Origin of the sequence: Streptomyces sp. NRRL WC-3618 (genome assembly GCF_001280005.1) — a bacterium.
Lineage (GTDB): Bacteria > Actinomycetota > Actinomycetes > Streptomycetales > Streptomycetaceae > Streptomyces.
In genome coordinates, this window is sequence record NZ_LGDW01000005.1 from 12,601 (window position 1) to 27,685 (window position 15,085).

Below are 15,085 nucleotides of genomic sequence, written 5' to 3' on the forward strand. Positions count from 1 at the left end.
AGTCGGCGAAGTAACAGGCAAGGGCCATGAACATCTATTACGGGGAGGTAGGCGTGGACGGAACCGTGCGGGCCTGGGTCGACGGCTGGGTCGTCTCGCGCGGGGCGTCGCCACCCCTGGTGGAACCCTGGGGATACACGATCGACATGGGCCTGGCCCATGCCGTCACCCGGCACGTCCTGGACGCGGTGAACGACGACGTCGAGGAACGGACCGTCCGGAAGATCGCCGACGCCGTGACCGGGTCGGGCGTGTGGCTCAAGGTGTTCGACGACCCGGCGAGGGTCGGCGGGTGGCTCGGCGACGGCTGGTCGGTCGACCCCGACCCGGGCTACCTGATGTCGGTCCCGCTGACCGCCGCGGAGGCGCCCGCCGTCCCCGACGGCTACCGGGTCCGCGTCTGGACGCGCGGCGGCGTCACGCGCGTGATGCTCGCGGGGGCCGACGGTTCCTGGGCCGCCCGGGGCCAGATCGCCCCCACGGGCCGGACGGCGGTCGTCGACCAGGTGGCGACCTCCGCCGCGCACCGTCGCCGGGGCCTGGGCACCTTCGTGATGCGCACCCTCGTGCGGGAGGCGTTCGCACAGGGCGCGGAAAGAGGCGTACTGGCCGGGACGCCGGACGGACGGGCCCTGTACGAGGCACTGGGCTGGCGCGTGGAGGCGCCGCTGACCAGCGCGCACTTCACCGGGGCGGAGACGGAGCCCTCCGGGGTCAGCGCGCTTCCGGCAGCGTGGAGCACAGCCACGAGCCGTCCGCCAGAGCGCCCAGGACCCGGCGTTTGATCTCGGCGCGCCCCGGGCTGCTGACGAGGGACAGGGGCAGCCGGCCGGCGTACTCCTCATGCACACGCAACTCGGCGCGGATGAAGGCGTATTCCGCCGGATGCCCTTCGAGGAGAAGCCGGTCGGCCGCCGCCTTGGCCTCGGACGCGGCCAGCGTGTACGGATTTTCGAGCGCCCGTTCGCGCAACGCCTGGGTGAGCTGCCGGACGTACCGCTTGCACTCCATGCGCCGCTGCTGGACGGCCGCGAGGAACCGCCGGGCGTTGAGCACCGCGACCGCTTCCGCCTCGGACAGCGTGCGGAAGTCGTCGGGAAGCGTGCCCAGAGCGTGCGGCGTCTCCGCGCGAGCCCGTTCCGCGGCCATCTCGCCCAGTTCCCGCAGGGCGTTCTCCCACCGTTTCAGCATCAGCGGATGCCGCAGCGCCATGTCGCGTTCCTCCTGGTCCTTGGCGTCGTCGGCCGCGGCCAGCCGTACGGCGGTGTCGGCGGCCGAGAGCAGCGCGTCGACCGCCGGGGAACGCGGCGCGGAGAGCCGGCCCTCACCGACGGCGTACGCGATCTCGTCGTGCACGTCACGGAACGCGGGCGGCTCCGCGAAGTCGCTCAGGTGCCGCCGGTCGCGCTCCCGCTGGACCGACTCGGCGTACTCGTCCGGGAACGCGAGCCTCAGCCAGCCCTGGGCCGTGAGGTGGGAGTTCGTACCGCTCTTGCGTTCCCGGCTGTTGTGGAAGTCGTTGCGCCGCAGCTTCTTGACCAGGACGGCGGCCTCGTGGGCGCGATGGCGAACCCGGCTCAGCCGGTGCTCGGTGACCTCCAGGCGGGGGTCGCCCGTGTACCGCATCCGCTCGGTGGCGACCTGGAGTTCCCCGCCGGCGCACAGCAGGGCGTCCTGCCAGTCCAGCCGCCATTCCGCCTTTCGCAACAGGCGGCCGGTGCGCGGTGGGAGGAACCTCCCGTGGACGGCTTCCGCGATGGCCACGGTCACGAGGTTGTCGAAGCTCTCGGTGATCAGCTCGACCAGCCGCTCCGTCGGCACCCGCTCGACGTCCGCGACACGCAGCCTCTCCCCCACACCGACCCCCTCGGCAGCCCTCGGCCTCCGGTGCGACCGCGCGCCACCCCGGCCCCACCCCTCCGGGCAGGTTATCGGGATCGTTGTAGTCGAGCGGTGACTTTCCGTGATTCTCCTGTTCGCCGGGCCCTGCGCACCCACGGCCACGACCCCGATGGCCAGCGCCACCACATGCCCCCAGTTGGTCAGCGGATTGGCGTACTCGACGAGATCCTGAGCCAGCGCCCCGCCGAACACCGCGAGCATCGGCCACCCCAGCCAGGGCCGCAGCAGCCCGGCCAGCGCCCCCACACTCGCCGCGACCCCGAAGCTGATCCCGTAGTCGAGCCGGTGCGCCGAACTCGCGGGCAGCGCCCCCACCAGCACCGCGAGCCCCACCGGCACCTCGGTCACGAGGGTGGCCAGCACATGCCCGAGCGCGAACACCCCGGCGGTGCGCGGACCGCCGATCCGCCGTTCCAGCGCGGTGAGGACGAAGAGGAGGACAACGACGTACGGAGAGGTCACGCCGCCCACGACCCAGAGCGCGCTGGCGACCAACACGAGCACGGGCGTCCGTACGAGATGGGCGACCTCCGTACTGGAGCCCTGGTGGAGGGTGTGCACGAGGGCGGGGTCGGCGTGTTCGGAGACGAAGGACGTGACCAGGAGGACAGCGGCGAACGCGCAGGTGAACGGGGTTCCGGTGGGCGAGGGGAGAAGACGCCAGGGGCGCGCGACCCACCGTCTGCCGGGGGCGGCGCCCTGGGCGGTCACGGGCCGCGCGGTCACGGATTGCGCCGGTCCCCGCTGCCTCGGCAGCCCGTCCAGCAGCCGCACGCCGTCCGCGACGGGCACGTCCGAGCACGCCGGCGGACCCGGCGTCACATCACCCAGCGCATCGGCCCGTTCCACGGTGAGGCGCTCCTTCCGTTTCACCCCACAGCCTTGGCCCTCGACCGGCCCGCTGTCTGTGACCGGCGCCACGCGGCAGCCGATTCACAGCAAGCCGACACGTGCCGCAAGTCCCGCAAAGGCCGGGCCCGTCCCCGCGCGCGCTGCCAAAATGTCCGTATGACCCGGACGACGACCGCCTTCCACGAAGCCCCAGAAGTCCTGGACCGCCGTGAGGGTCCGTACGGCGAGGTCGCGCTGCGGAGGCACGGGGAGTTACTCCAGATCATCGCCAACGGGTGCTTCCTGATGGATACTTCGGACGGCCGCTCCGAGCGCCTGCTCGTCGACGCCGCCCGCGACGCCCTCGGCGGCGACCGCGCCGCCCCCGCCCCGCACGTTCTGATCGGCGGCCTCGGCGTCGGGTTCTCACTCGCGCACGCCGCGGCCGACCCGTACTGGGGACGCATCACCGTCGTCGAACGGGAACCCGCGATCATCGACTGGCACCGGAACGGGCCGCTCGCCCCGCTCTCCGCCGGTGCCCTCGCCGACCCCCGCACCCGGATCGTCGAAGCCGACCTCGTGAAATACGTCCATGAGACCTGCGCCACATTTGACGCGCTGTGTCTCGACATCGACAACGGGCCTGGTTGGACCGTCACGGAGGACAACGAAGGCCTGTATTCGCAGGCCGGACTGGCGGGCTGCGCAAGGGTGTTGAGGCCGGAGGGGGTACTCGCGGTGTGGTCCGCGCAGCCCTCCCGGGAATTTGAGCAAACTCTATGGAATGCCGGGTTCCGGGCAGTACGCACCGAAGAGATCCAGGTTGCCCGGGGCGTCCCCGACGTCGTCCACCTCGCCGTCCGGCCTGGATAGCCCCCACGCGGTGACTGCCCGTACTCTGCTTCCCTGACGCCGATCACTCATCCGATCAGTCGTGCGTCAATCGCAGTCATGCGCGGACAAGCGCAGCCAAGGAACCACCCCACAGGTTCCGAAAAGCACACTTCAGGGGCGGGCGATGGAGCAGACACACACCTCCCAGAACGGCGCGGCGGCGACTCCTGGCGCCCAGCGCCGGGTTCTCGTGGTCGAGGACGACCCGACGATCGTCGACGCCATCGCGGCCCGTCTGCGCGCAGAGGGATTTCTCGTGCAGACCGCGGGCGACGGGCCGGCCGCCGTCGACACCGCCGAGGCCTGGCAGCCCGATCTGCTGATCCTCGACATCATGCTGCCCGGGTTCGACGGGCTGGAAGTATGCAGGCGCGTACAGGCCCAGCGGGCCGTACCCGTACTGATGCTCACCGCGCGCGACGACGAGACCGACATGCTGGTCGGGCTCGGTGTCGGCGCCGACGACTACATGACGAAGCCCTTCTCCATGCGTGAGCTGGCCGCGCGGGTGCACGTACTGCTGCGCCGCGTCGAGCGGGCCGCCATCGCCGCGTCGACGCCGCGCTCCGGCATCCTGCGGCTCGGCGAGCTGGAGATCGACCACGCGCAGCGGCGGGTGCGGGTGCGCTCCGAGGACGTGCACCTCACGCCCACCGAGTTCGACCTGCTCGTCTGCCTCGCCAACACGCCCCGCGCCGTCCTCTCCCGCGAGCAGCTGCTCGCCGAGGTGTGGGACTGGGCGGACGCCTCCGGCACCCGCACCGTCGACAGCCACATCAAGGCGCTGCGCCGGAAGATCGGCGCCGAGCGGATCCGTACGGTGCACGGGGTCGGTTACGCACTGGAGACACCGACGCCATGAACCTGGGGCGGCCGGCCGCACGGAGAAGCTCCGGGGAGCCCTGGGGCGGCGTTCGTCCGTTCTCGATCAAGACCAAGCTGGGCGCACTGGTCGTCGTCTCGGTGCTGATCACCACCGGTCTGTCCATGATCGCGGTGCACACCAAGACGGAGCTCCGCTTCATCACGGTCTTCTCGATGATCGCCACGCTGTTGATAACGCAGTTCGTGGCCCATTCGCTCACCGCGCCGCTGGACGACATGAACGCGGTGGCCCGCTCCATCTCGCACGGCGACTACACGCGCCGGGTGCGCGAGAACCGCTGGGACGAGCTGGGCGACCTGGCCCAGACGATCAACGTCATGGCGGACGAGCTGGAGGCCCAGGACCGTCAGCGCAAGGAGCTGGTGGCCAACGTCTCGCACGAGCTGCGCACCCCGATCGCGGGTCTGCGCGCGGTGCTGGAGAACGTCGTGGACGGGGTCTCGGCCGCCGATCCGGAGACCATGCGTACGGCGCTCAAGCAGACCGAGCGGCTCGGGCGGCTGGTGGAGACCCTGCTGGACCTCTCCCGGCTCGACAACGGGGTCGTACCGCTGCGCAAGCGCCGGTTCGAGGTCTGGCCGTATCTGTCCGGGGTGCTCAAGGAGGCCAACATGCTCGCCTCCACGCGCGCGGGCATCGCCTCGGGCTCCGGCGGTCACACCCGTAACGACGTCCATCTGCACCTCGACGTCAACCCGCCCGAGCTGATCGCGCACGCCGATCCGGAGCGCCTCCACCAGGTCGTCGCCAATCTGATCGACAACGCGGTCAAGCACAGCCCCGCGCACGGCCGGGTCACGGTGAAGGCGCGGCGCGGGACGCCCCCGGAGTCGCTGGAGCTGGAGATCCTGGACGAGGGTCCGGGCATTCCGCGTTCGGAGTGGCACCGCGTCTTCGAGCGGTTCAACCGAGGCGGCGTCAGCTCGCCGCACGGGCCCGGCAGCGACGGCGGTACGGGTCTCGGGCTGGCGATCGCCCGCTGGGCGGTCGATCTGCACGGCGGCCGGATCGGTGTGGCCGAATCCGAGCGAGGTTGCCGGATTTTGGTCACCCTTCCGGGAGAGTCATCCGTCCCAAGTTGACGTAAAGTTCGAAGCGGAGCCGCAAGATCCACCTGACATCCGCGCTGACGGACGCGCGTGGACACGTGTGATTGCTCACAGGCCCGCGCATTTGGTGCGCCCGGTCGATAGTTTGCGCATCCCTCACGTGTCTCATTCGGACCGGAACCCCGCTTGTTTCCCGCCATTTCGCGCCCCGAAACCCGATTCTCGATGTGACTTACGCGACGTTGCAGGGGCCCGGACTGACCTTTCGGCCACAGGGGCGTAGCCTTGATTCCCGCTGTCCATCACCTTGTGAAGCCACCATGTGAAGCGGAAGAGGGCGGTTGCCGCCGTGTCGCCACAGTCCCCCAGTAACTCATCGAGCATCTCGACCGACGAACCCGCAGGTAACCCTGCGGCTGCGTTCGGACCCAACGAGTGGCTCGTCGACGAGATCTATCAGCAGTACCTCCAGGACCCGAATTCCGTAGACCGTGCCTGGTGGGACTTCTTCGCCGACTACAAGCCCGGAGCGGCCGCCGTTCCCACGGCTACGGCGGGTACTGCGGCCGCGGGGGCCGCAGAGACCACCCCGACCCCGGCCGCCCCCGCGGCTCCCGTGACCCCGGTCGTCCCGGCGCCGGCTCCGGCGGTGGCTCCCAAGCCCGCCGCTGCCGCACCGGCCGCCGCTCCGGCCGCCAAGCCCGCAGCGGCGGCGCCCGCGCCGGCCGCCGCCAAGCCGCAGCCCGCGCCCGCGCCCCAGGCCGTGGACGGCCCGGAGTTCGTGACGCTGCGCGGCCCGTCCGCGGCCGTGGCGAAGAACATGAACGCCTCGATCGAGGTGCCCACGGCCACGTCCGTGCGCGCGGTCCCGGTGAAGCTGCTCTTCGACAACCGCATCGTCATCAACAACCACCTGAAGCGTGCCCGGGGCGGGAAGATCTCCTTCACCCACCTCATCGGCTACGCGATGGTGCAGGCCATCAAGGCCATGCCGTCGATGAACTACTCCTTCGCGGAGAAGGACGGCAAGCCGACCCTCGTCAAGCCGGCGCACGTCAACTTCGGTCTGGCCATCGACCTGGTGAAGCCCAACGGCGACCGCCAGCTCGTCGTGGCCGGCATCAAGAAGGCCGAGACGCTGAACTTCTTCGAGTTCTGGCAGGCCTACGAGGACATCGTCCGCCGCGCCCGCGAGGGCAAGCTGACGATGGACGACTTCACCGGCGTCACGGTCTCCCTGACCAACCCCGGCGGCCTCGGCACCGTTCACTCGGTCCCGCGCCTGATGCCCGGTCAGTCGGTCATCATGGGCGTCGGTTCCATGGACTACCCGGCCGAGTTCCAGGGCACGTCCCAGGACACCCTGAACAAGCTCGGTATCGCGAAGGTCATGACGCTCACGTCGACCTACGACCACCGGGTCATCCAGGGCGCCGCGTCCGGCGAGTTCCTGCGCGTCGTCGCCAACTACCTGCTCGGCGAGGGCGGCTTCTACGACGAGATCTTCGAAGCGCTGCGCATCCCCTACGAGCCGGTCCGCTGGCTCAAGGACATCGACGCCTCGCACGACGACGACGTCACGAAGGCCGCCCGCGTCTTCGAGCTGATCCACTCCTACCGGGTCCGCGGCCACGTCATGGCCGACACCGACCCGCTGGAGTACCGCCAGCGCAAGCACCCCGACCTGGACATCACCGAGCACGGGCTCACCCTCTGGGACCTGGAGCGCGAGTTCGCGGTCGGCGGCTTCTCCGGCAAGTCCCTGATGAAGCTGCGCGACATCCTCGGCGTGCTGCGCGACTCGTACTGCCGCACCACCGGCGTCGAGTTCATGCACATCCAGGACCCGAAGCAGCGCAAGTGGATCCAGGACCGCATCGAGCGCCCGCACTCCAAGCCGGAGCGCGAGGAGCAGCTGCGCATCCTGCGCCGCCTGAACGCGGCGGAGGCCTTCGAGACCTTCCTGCAGACGAAGTACGTCGGCCAGAAGCGCTTCTCGCTCGAGGGCGGCGAGTCGGTCATCCCGCTCCTCGACGCCGTCATCGACAGCGCGGCCGAGTCGCGCCTCGACGAGGTCGTCATCGGCATGGCCCACCGCGGCCGGCTGAACGTCCTGGCGAACATCGTCGGCAAGTCGTACGCCCAGATCTTCCGGGAGTTCGAGGGCAACCTCGACCCGAAGTCGATGCACGGCTCCGGCGACGTGAAGTACCACCTGGGCGCCCAGGGCGTGTTCACGGGCCTGGACGGCGAGCAGATCAACGTCTCGCTGGCCGCCAACCCGTCCCACCTGGAGACGGTCGACCCGGTCATCGAGGGCATCGCCCGCGCCAAGCAGGACATCATCAACAAGGGCGGCACGGACTTCACGGTGCTCCCGGTCGCCCTGCACGGTGACGCGGCCTTCGCGGGCCAGGGCGTGGTGGCCGAGACCCTCAACATGTCGCAGCTGCGGGGCTACCGCACCGGCGGCACGGTCCACATCGTCATCAACAACCAGGTCGGCTTCACCGCCGCCCCGGAGTCGTCGCGCTCCTCCATGTACGCCACCGACGTGGCCCGCATGATCGAGGCGCCGATCTTCCACGTGAACGGCGACGACCCCGAGGCCGTCGTCCGCGTCGCACGGCTGGCCTTCGAGTTCCGCCAGGCGTTCAACAAGGACGTCGTCATCGACCTCATCTGCTACCGCCGCCGCGGTCACAACGAGTCGGACAACCCGGCGTTCACGCAGCCCCTGATGTACGACCTGATCGACAAGAAGCGCTCGGTGCGCAAGCTCTACACCGAGTCCCTCATCGGTCGCGGCGACATCACCCTCGAAGAGGCCGAGCAGGCGCTCCAGGACTTCCAGGGCCAGCTGGAGAAGGTCTTCACGGAGGTCCGCGAGGCCATCTCCGCCCCGGCCCAGGCCCTGGCCGGCGACCCGCAGGCCGAGTTCCCGGTGGCCGTGCAGACCGCGGTCTCCCAGGAGGTCGTCAAGCGCATCGCCGAGTCCCAGGTCAACATCCCCGACCACGTCACCGTCCACCCGCGTCTGCTCCCGCAGTTGCAGCGCCGGGCGTCGATGATCGAGGACGACACGATCGACTGGGGCATGGGCGAGACGCTCGCGATCGGCTCCCTGCTCCTCGAGGGCACCCCGGTGCGCCTCTCGGGCCAGGACTCCCGACGCGGCACCTTCGGCCAGCGGCACGCGGTCCTCATCGACCGGGTCACCGGCGAGGACTTCACCCCGCTGCAGTACCTCTCGGACGACCAGGCCCGCCTCAACGTCTACGACTCGCTGCTCTCCGAGTACGCGGTCATGGGCTTCGAGTACGGCTACTCGCTGGCCCGCCCCGACGCGCTCGTCATGTGGGAGGCGCAGTTCGGCGACTTCGTCAACGGCGCGCAGACGGTCGTGGACGAGTACATCTCGGCGGCGGAGCAGAAGTGGGGCCAGACGTCCGGCGTCACGCTGCTGCTTCCCCACGGCTACGAGGGCCAGGGCCCGGACCACTCGTCCGCGCGCATCGAGCGGTTCCTCCAGCTGTGCGCCCAGAACAACATGACGGTCGCTCAGCCGACGCTGCCGTCGAACTACTTCCACCTCCTGCGGTGGCAGGTGCACAACCCGCACCACAAGCCGCTGGTGGTCTTCACTCCGAAGTCGATGCTGCGTCTCAAGGCCGCCGCGTCGAAGACGGAGGAGTTCACGACGGGCGCCTTCCGCCCGGTCATCGGCGACGAGTCCGCCGCCGCGGCCGACGTCCGCAAGGTCGTCTTCTGCGCCGGCAAGCTGTACTACGACCTCGAGGCCGAGCGGAAGAAGCGCGGCACCACGGACACGGCGATCATCCGCATCGAGCGGCTGTACCCGCTCCCGGGTGCGGAACTCCAGGCGGAGATCGCCAAGTACCCGAACGCCGAGAAGTACCTGTGGGCGCAGGAGGAGCCGGCGAACCAGGGCGCGTGGCCCTTCATCGCCCTCAACCTGATCGACCACCTGGACCTCGCGGTCGGCGCGGACATCCCGCACGGCGAGCGGCTGCGGCGCATCTCGCGCCCGGCGGGCTCGTCCCCGGCGGTGGGTTCGGCGAAGCGTCACCAGGCGGAGCAGGAGCAGCTGGTGCGTGAGGTGTTCGAGGCGTAAGCCTCCGGCAGTACGACAGGAAGGGCCCGGCACCGGAGCGATCCGGTGCCGGGCCCTTCGTCATGCGCTGCCGGGTGGGTCGTAGAAGACACCCAACTGCCTGACCCAGTCGGTGTTCTTCTCCCGCGTCCCGTTGCGGATCCACAACCGTTCCTAGGGGCTGAGCGGGAGTGAGCCATTCGCCCTCGGTGAGCTGGGCCGCCTCCAGGTGCTGCCGGGCACGGGCCAGGCGCTTGCCGCCCCGCACGACGTGCACGATGCCGGCCTCACGGTCGGCCCGCGCGGCAGCCAGCCGGTCCTGAAGCACTGGCAGCCGCCGGGACTTCGTATGCCACTCCCGCTGGGACTGGTAACCCCCGGGCGCCTTCTTGGTCCCCTTCTGCCCGACCGGCAGGGACAGCCGGTGCTCGATGGTGCGGACGCCAGCTTCCAGGTTCCGGAGGTGCGCCAACTGACAGCGCCGGGCCAGCCCCGCCCACGCCTCCCCGGAATGCGACAGGCCGTCCCGGCAACGCGCCTTGAGATCCCTCCAAGCCAGCGACCCCAGATACGCACCCACCAGACGCAGTACCTTCTCATCGTCCGACGTCAGGTGTTTGAGGCGGTCCGGACGGCCACACCGGACGGCCCGGACGCGACGAACGGCGCCGCGATGCTCCTCAGCTCTCCCACCCCGTCACCCCCGCCCGACCCCCACCCGAAGAACCCGTCGGCATGGGAAACGAGCACCACCCGGGAAGGTCACGCATTCGACGAAAGAACGTCAGTTCCCAGCCAAAACCGACCCCTCTGCCGAGGCCCGCAACACGGCACAGACCCGCAGCACTCACTCCCGCCCACCAGAACGCTCTTAAACGCACTCCAACGGCACCAGCTCCAAACCCCCGAACCTGGTGAATACAGGTGATGCCATTGCGCCCGCACGAGCACGCGCGCGGGGAGGGTCAGTGAGGTTCCGGCAGGCAGGGCCCCTGATCCGTGCGCATAACCTGAAGGGGCACGACAACCGGACTCCGAGAGTCCCCCATCAGCCCAGGAGAACATCCGTGTACTTCACCGACCGAGGCATCGAAGAGCTGGAGAAGCGGCGCGGCGAGGAAGAGGTCACCTTCGAGTGGCTCGCCGAGCAGTTGCGCACGTTCGTCGACCTCAACCCCGACTTCGAAGTACCGGTGGAGCGCCTGGCGACCTGGCTGGCCCGACTGGACGACGAGGACGAGGACGAGTAGTCCCCGAACGGGTGTCTTGACTTCCCGTGAGCGCGATATATCGTGAATAGCGGAAGACGCGATATGGCGCGTTGCGCCCTGTCGCCCTTCCCGACTGTTCAGCCTGTCCGTTCACCAGGGGGTCCGCATCATGTCCACGACGTCCGAGTGGTCCGTCAAGGAGCCCGGCAAGCTCACCTTCGACCAGCCCGTCACGGGCCTGCACGTACGCATCGTCAACGGAACGGTGAACGTGGTGGGCACCGACGACGGTTCCGCCCGCCTGGAGGTCTCCGAAATCGACGGCCCACCTCTGCTGGTGACCCAGGAGGACGGAGTCCTGACGGTGGCCTACGAGGACCTGCCCTGGAAAGGCCTCCTGAAGTGGCTGGACCGCAAGGGCTGGCGCCGCACCGCCGTGGTGTCCCTGGCCGTCCCGGCCGACACCCGCGTCGAGGTGGGCGTGGTCGGCGCCGCCGCCGTGGTCTCGGGGGTCAACGGGCCCACGGTGGTCAAGGGCGTCACCGGCGACACGACACTCGTCGGCCTCTCCGGCCCCGTCCGCGCCGACACGGTCTCGGGCAGCCTGGAGGCCCAGGCGGTCACCGGCGACCTGCGCTTCAACTCCGTCTCCGGCGACCTCACCGTGGTCGAGGGCTCCGGGCCCTCCGTGCGCGCCGAGTCGGTGAGCGGCTCCATGATCGTCGACCTCGACCCGGAGGGCCCGACGGACGTGCAGCTGACGAACGTCTCGGGTGAGATCGCCATCCGGCTCCCGCATCCGGCGGACGCCGAGGTGGAGGCGAACACGGCGAGCGGCAAGATCTCGAACGCCTTCGACGACCTTCGCGTCCACGGCCAGTGGGGCGCCCACCGGGTCACGGGCCGCCTCGGCGCGGGCACGGGCAAGCTGCGGGCGACGACGGTCTCCGGTTCGATCGCTCTGCTCCGCCGCCCCGAGCAGGGGGACGAACCGACCGACTCCACCCCGGCTCCCGAGACCGAGAGCCGACCCGCCCCCGGGGGCGACTCCGGCCCGACGAACAAGAAGGTGCTCTGACATGCCTCCCGTCTTCGCTCACGGCCGTCTGCGCCTCTACCTGCTGAAGCTGCTGGACGAGGCACCCCGCCACGGCTACGAGGTGATCCGCCTCCTGGAGGAACGCTTCCAGGGTCTGTACGCGCCGTCGGCGGGCACCGTGTACCCCCGCCTGGCCAAGCTGGAGGCCGAGGGCCTGGTCACGCACACCACCGAGGGCGGCCGCAAGGTGTACGCCATCACGGACGCGGGCCGCGCCGAACTGGCCGACCGCAGTGGCGAACTGGCCGACCTGGAACTGGAGATCCGCGACTCGGTCGCCGAACTCGCCGCCGAGATCCGCTCCGACGTCCGGGGCGCGGCGGGGGACCTGCGCCGGGAGGTGCGCGCGGCGGCGAGCGAGGCCCGCAGAGGCCCCGGCAGCACGCGGAACGCTCCGTTCGCAGAGCACACGGACAACGGGGAGTACGGGGACGACGCGGACGTCGGCGACAAGGAGGCGTGGCGCGCCGCGAAGGAGGAGATGCGGCGTGCCAAGCAGGAGTGGAAGGAGCAGGCCCGGCGCGCGAAGGACGAGAGCCGCCGGGCCCGCGAGGAGGCCCAGCGGGCCAGGCGCCAGGCCAAGGAGGCCCAGGACCACGCCCGCGCCCAGGCCCAGGAGGAGGTGCAGCGCATCGCCAGGCGCGTCCAGGAACAGGTCCAGGACCACTTCAGCAGGGGCGACTGGCCGACGGGAGTCCGGGAGGGTCTGACCGAACTGGCCAAGGAGTTCGGCGAGTTCGGGAAGGACATCGGCAAGAACCTCGGGTCGGACTTCGGCTTCACGCGCCCCGGCGGCCCGACGACCTCCACCTCCACGACACGCGAACCGGAGCACCCGGAGTACACGGACACTCCCCCGGACTTCCCGGCCGGCTACGAGCCACCCTGGGCCCACGAGAAGTCCACCGGCGACCCGGCCCGCGACCTGGACCGCCTCCTCGACCGCTTCCGCGACGACATCCGCGACACGGCCCGCGACCAGGGCGTCACGGAACCCCAACTCCACGAGATCCGCCGCCACTTGTCAGCGGCGGCAGCCCTGACGGAGGCAGCGCTGCGGACACCGAGGGCGTAGGGCAGCACCTCCCCCCTCAGCCGGCCTTCGCCTCCCCCTCTCCCTCGCCGTACAGCACCCGGCTCAGGGCCTCGTAGGTGACTCCCTGATCGGCGAGGACTTCCGAGGGGACGCCGGGGCGGGCGGCGAGGGCGAGGAGGAGGTGCTCGTCGCCGATACGGCGGTCACCGTGGGCCACCGCGATGCGTAGGCAACTCTCCAGCACCTCTTTGGCGTCCCGGCCGAAGGGACGACGCCCCCAGAGCCGACCCCTGTCCTGACGGTCGCCGGACATCGCGCCGACGCCGTGCACCTCCTCGACCCGGGAGACGATGTCGGACACGTCGATACCGAGCCCGGCGAGCGCGTCGGCCTCGGCCTGGGACAGACCGGCGCGGCGGCGGGCGTCGGCCAGAGCCTCCCTCACCGGCTCCTTGCGGTCGGTGAGCCCGAGGGAGGCCAGCGCGAAGGAGGCCCGACTCGCCTCACGGTCGAGCAGCGCGAGCAGCAGGTGCTCGGCGCCGACGGACCGGCTGCCGACGCGCTCCGCGTGCTCGACGGCACCCTGCACCACAGCGCGCGCATCGCTCGTGAACCGTTCGAACATCACTGCCTCCCGTATTTCTTGTGCACGGCCTGCCTGCTGACACCGAGTTCCGCGGCGATCTCCTGCCACGACCAGCCCTGATTGCGCGCACTGCGCACCTGCACGGCCTCCAACTGCTCGACCAGCTTCCGCAGCGCGGAGACGGCCCGCAGCCCGACCCGCGGGTCACGGTCGCCCGCGCGCTCGGCGAGATCTGTTGCTTCGGTCATGATGTCAACCTAGATTGACACCCTGACGCATGTCAACCCCAGTTGACACGCGAACGGCGGACCCGGAAACCCGGGCCCGCCGCAGGGAGATGTACGTGCTGATGGTCAGGACGTACTGGTTCAGGAGGTGGTGAGGACGATCTTGCCGAACTGGTCACCGGATTCAAGGCGTTCGAAGCCCTCGCGGGCCCGGTCCAGCGGGAGCACCTCGTCGATGACGGGGCGTACGCCGGTGGTGGCGCAGAAGGACAGCAGGTCCTCCAGCTCGTCCTTCGTGCCCATCGTCGAGCCGACGACCTTGAGTTCGAGGAAGAAGATGCGGGTCAGTTCGGCGTGCGAGGGTCGGTCACCGCTGGTGGCCCCCGAGATGACGAGCGTGCCGCCGGGCCGCAGCGACTTGACCGAGTGCGACCAGGTGGCCGCCCCGACCGTCTCGATCACGGCGTCCACGCGCTGCGGCAGCCGCGCCCCGGACTCGACCGCCTCGACGGCGCCCAGCTCCACCGCCCGCTTCCGCTTGGCCTCGTCCCGGCTGGTGGCGAACACACGCAGCCCCGCCGCCTTGCCGAGCACGATCGCGGCGGTCGCGACACCACCGCCGGCGCCCTGCACGAGCACCGAGTCACCGGGGCGCACGCCCGCGTTGGTGAAGAGCATGCGGTACGCCGTGAGCCAGGCCGTGGGCAGGCAGGCGGCCTCCGCGAAGGAGAGCTCCTTGGGCTTGGGCAGGACGTTCCACGCCGGTACGGCGACCTGTTCGGCGAAGGTGCCCTGGTAGCGCTCGGTGAGGATGGAACGAGGTTCCCTGGGACCGACGCCGTGACCCGTCTGGCCGATGACGGAGTGCAGGACGACCTCGTTGCCGTCGGCGTCGATGCCGGCGGCGTCGCAGCCGAGGATCATCGGGAGGCGGTCCTCGGGGAGTCCGACTCCGCGCAGGGACCAGAGGTCGTGGTGATTGAGCGAGGCGGCTCTGACGTCGACGGTCGTCCAGCCGGGGCGCGCCTCCGGGGCTGGACGGTCACCCAACTCCAGCCCGTTGAGCGGGTGGTCGGGGTCGATACGGGCGGCGTAGGCAGCGAACATGACCTTGACGATAGGCGCCGACACAGCCCCGAGGGAACGAGTCGACGCTGTGACACACGCCCTGTCGAGTTTCCCCAAGGCCCGCCCAGCCCAGGTCACGTTTTCCACCCCACCCCCCCCCCCCCCCCCCCCCCTTTTCA

12 protein-coding genes and 1 pseudogene are annotated in these 15,085 nt (G+C 70.2%); 8 read left to right on the forward strand and 5 right to left on the reverse strand.

Going from position 1 to position 15,085, the window contains the following annotated elements:
* The first annotated feature begins 26 nt into the window (after positions 1 to 26).
* Positions 27 to 785 (forward strand): GNAT family N-acetyltransferase, encoded by a 759-nt coding sequence (locus ADL01_RS01780; RefSeq protein ID WP_234354455.1) that lies wholly within the window; start codon positions 27 to 29, stop codon positions 783 to 785.
* Here the strand turns inward: ADL01_RS01780 and ADL01_RS47620 are convergent.
* Positions 715 to 2,751 (reverse strand): rhomboid-like protein, encoded by a 2,037-nt coding sequence (locus ADL01_RS47620; protein WP_420719674.1) that lies wholly within the window; start codon positions 2,749 to 2,751, stop codon positions 715 to 717. The two genes, ADL01_RS01780 and ADL01_RS47620, sit on opposite strands and share 71 nt — an antisense overlap.
* A 159-nt stretch (positions 2,752 to 2,910) precedes the next feature.
* Between ADL01_RS47620 and ADL01_RS01795 the strand changes: the two genes are divergently transcribed.
* The 4 genes from ADL01_RS01795 (at position 2,911) to ADL01_RS01810 (ending at position 9,700) form a co-directional block, all read left to right on the forward strand.
* Positions 2,911 to 3,609 (forward strand): spermidine synthase, encoded by a 699-nt coding sequence (locus ADL01_RS01795; RefSeq protein WP_053740068.1) that lies wholly within the window; start codon positions 2,911 to 2,913, stop codon positions 3,607 to 3,609.
* A gap of 145 nt (positions 3,610 to 3,754) precedes the next feature.
* Positions 3,755 to 4,492 carry a response regulator transcription factor gene (locus tag ADL01_RS01800; RefSeq protein ID WP_053740069.1) on the forward strand — a complete coding sequence of 246 codons (738 nt, stop codon included), beginning with the start codon at positions 3,755 to 3,757 and terminating at the stop codon, positions 4,490 to 4,492.
* On the forward strand, positions 4,489 to 5,598 hold the full coding sequence (locus ADL01_RS01805) for a HAMP domain-containing sensor histidine kinase (protein WP_053740070.1): 1,110 nt from the start codon (positions 4,489 to 4,491) through the stop codon (positions 5,596 to 5,598). The genes ADL01_RS01800 and ADL01_RS01805 overlap by 4 nt, the downstream gene beginning before the upstream one ends.
* A gap of 316 nt (positions 5,599 to 5,914) precedes the next feature.
* Positions 5,915 to 9,700, forward strand: a complete 3,786-nt coding sequence (locus ADL01_RS01810) for a multifunctional oxoglutarate decarboxylase/oxoglutarate dehydrogenase thiamine pyrophosphate-binding subunit/dihydrolipoyllysine-residue succinyltransferase subunit (protein WP_053740071.1) — start codon at positions 5,915 to 5,917, stop codon at positions 9,698 to 9,700.
* Positions 9,701 to 9,875: 175 nt separating this feature from the next.
* On the opposite strand, the pseudogene ADL01_RS45625 reads toward ADL01_RS01810, so the two are convergent.
* Positions 9,876 to 10,372 (reverse strand): annotated as a pseudogene (locus ADL01_RS45625) (IS200/IS605 family accessory protein TnpB-related protein); the annotation flags it as partial.
* 374 nt (positions 10,373 to 10,746) lie between these two features.
* Between ADL01_RS45625 and ADL01_RS01815 the strand changes: the two are divergent.
* From ADL01_RS01815 to ADL01_RS01825, 3 genes are all read left to right on the forward strand, one after another.
* Entirely contained in the window at positions 10,747 to 10,929 is a 183-nt protein-coding gene (locus ADL01_RS01815) for a DUF6104 family protein (protein ID WP_003961784.1), read from the forward strand.
* Between the two features lie 130 nt (positions 10,930 to 11,059).
* Positions 11,060 to 11,968 (forward strand): DUF4097 family beta strand repeat-containing protein, encoded by a 909-nt coding sequence (locus ADL01_RS01820; RefSeq protein ID WP_053740072.1) that lies wholly within the window; start codon positions 11,060 to 11,062, stop codon positions 11,966 to 11,968.
* 1 nt (position 11,969) lies between these two features.
* Positions 11,970 to 13,064, forward strand: a complete 1,095-nt coding sequence (locus tag ADL01_RS01825; RefSeq protein WP_053740073.1) for a helix-turn-helix transcriptional regulator — start codon at positions 11,970 to 11,972, stop codon at positions 13,062 to 13,064.
* 16 nt (positions 13,065 to 13,080) lie between these two features.
* Here ADL01_RS01825 and ADL01_RS01830 read toward each other — a convergent pair whose 3' ends face one another.
* The 3 genes from ADL01_RS01830 to ADL01_RS01840 form a co-directional block, all read right to left on the reverse strand.
* Positions 13,081 to 13,650 carry a Clp protease N-terminal domain-containing protein gene (locus ADL01_RS01830; protein WP_053740074.1) on the reverse strand — a complete coding sequence of 190 codons (570 nt, stop codon included), beginning with the start codon at positions 13,648 to 13,650 and terminating at the stop codon, positions 13,081 to 13,083.
* The gene (locus ADL01_RS01835; protein ID WP_019058236.1) at positions 13,650 to 13,859 is read right to left on the reverse strand and encodes a helix-turn-helix domain-containing protein; all 210 of its coding nucleotides are present in this window, start codon (positions 13,857 to 13,859) and stop codon (positions 13,650 to 13,652) included. Before ADL01_RS01835 ends, ADL01_RS01830 begins: the two co-directional genes overlap by 1 nt.
* 120 nt (positions 13,860 to 13,979) lie before the next feature.
* The gene (locus tag ADL01_RS01840; protein ID WP_053740075.1) at positions 13,980 to 14,945 is read right to left on the reverse strand and encodes a zinc-binding dehydrogenase; all 966 of its coding nucleotides are present in this window, start codon (positions 14,943 to 14,945) and stop codon (positions 13,980 to 13,982) included.
* Positions 14,946 to 15,085 lie beyond the last annotated feature (140 nt).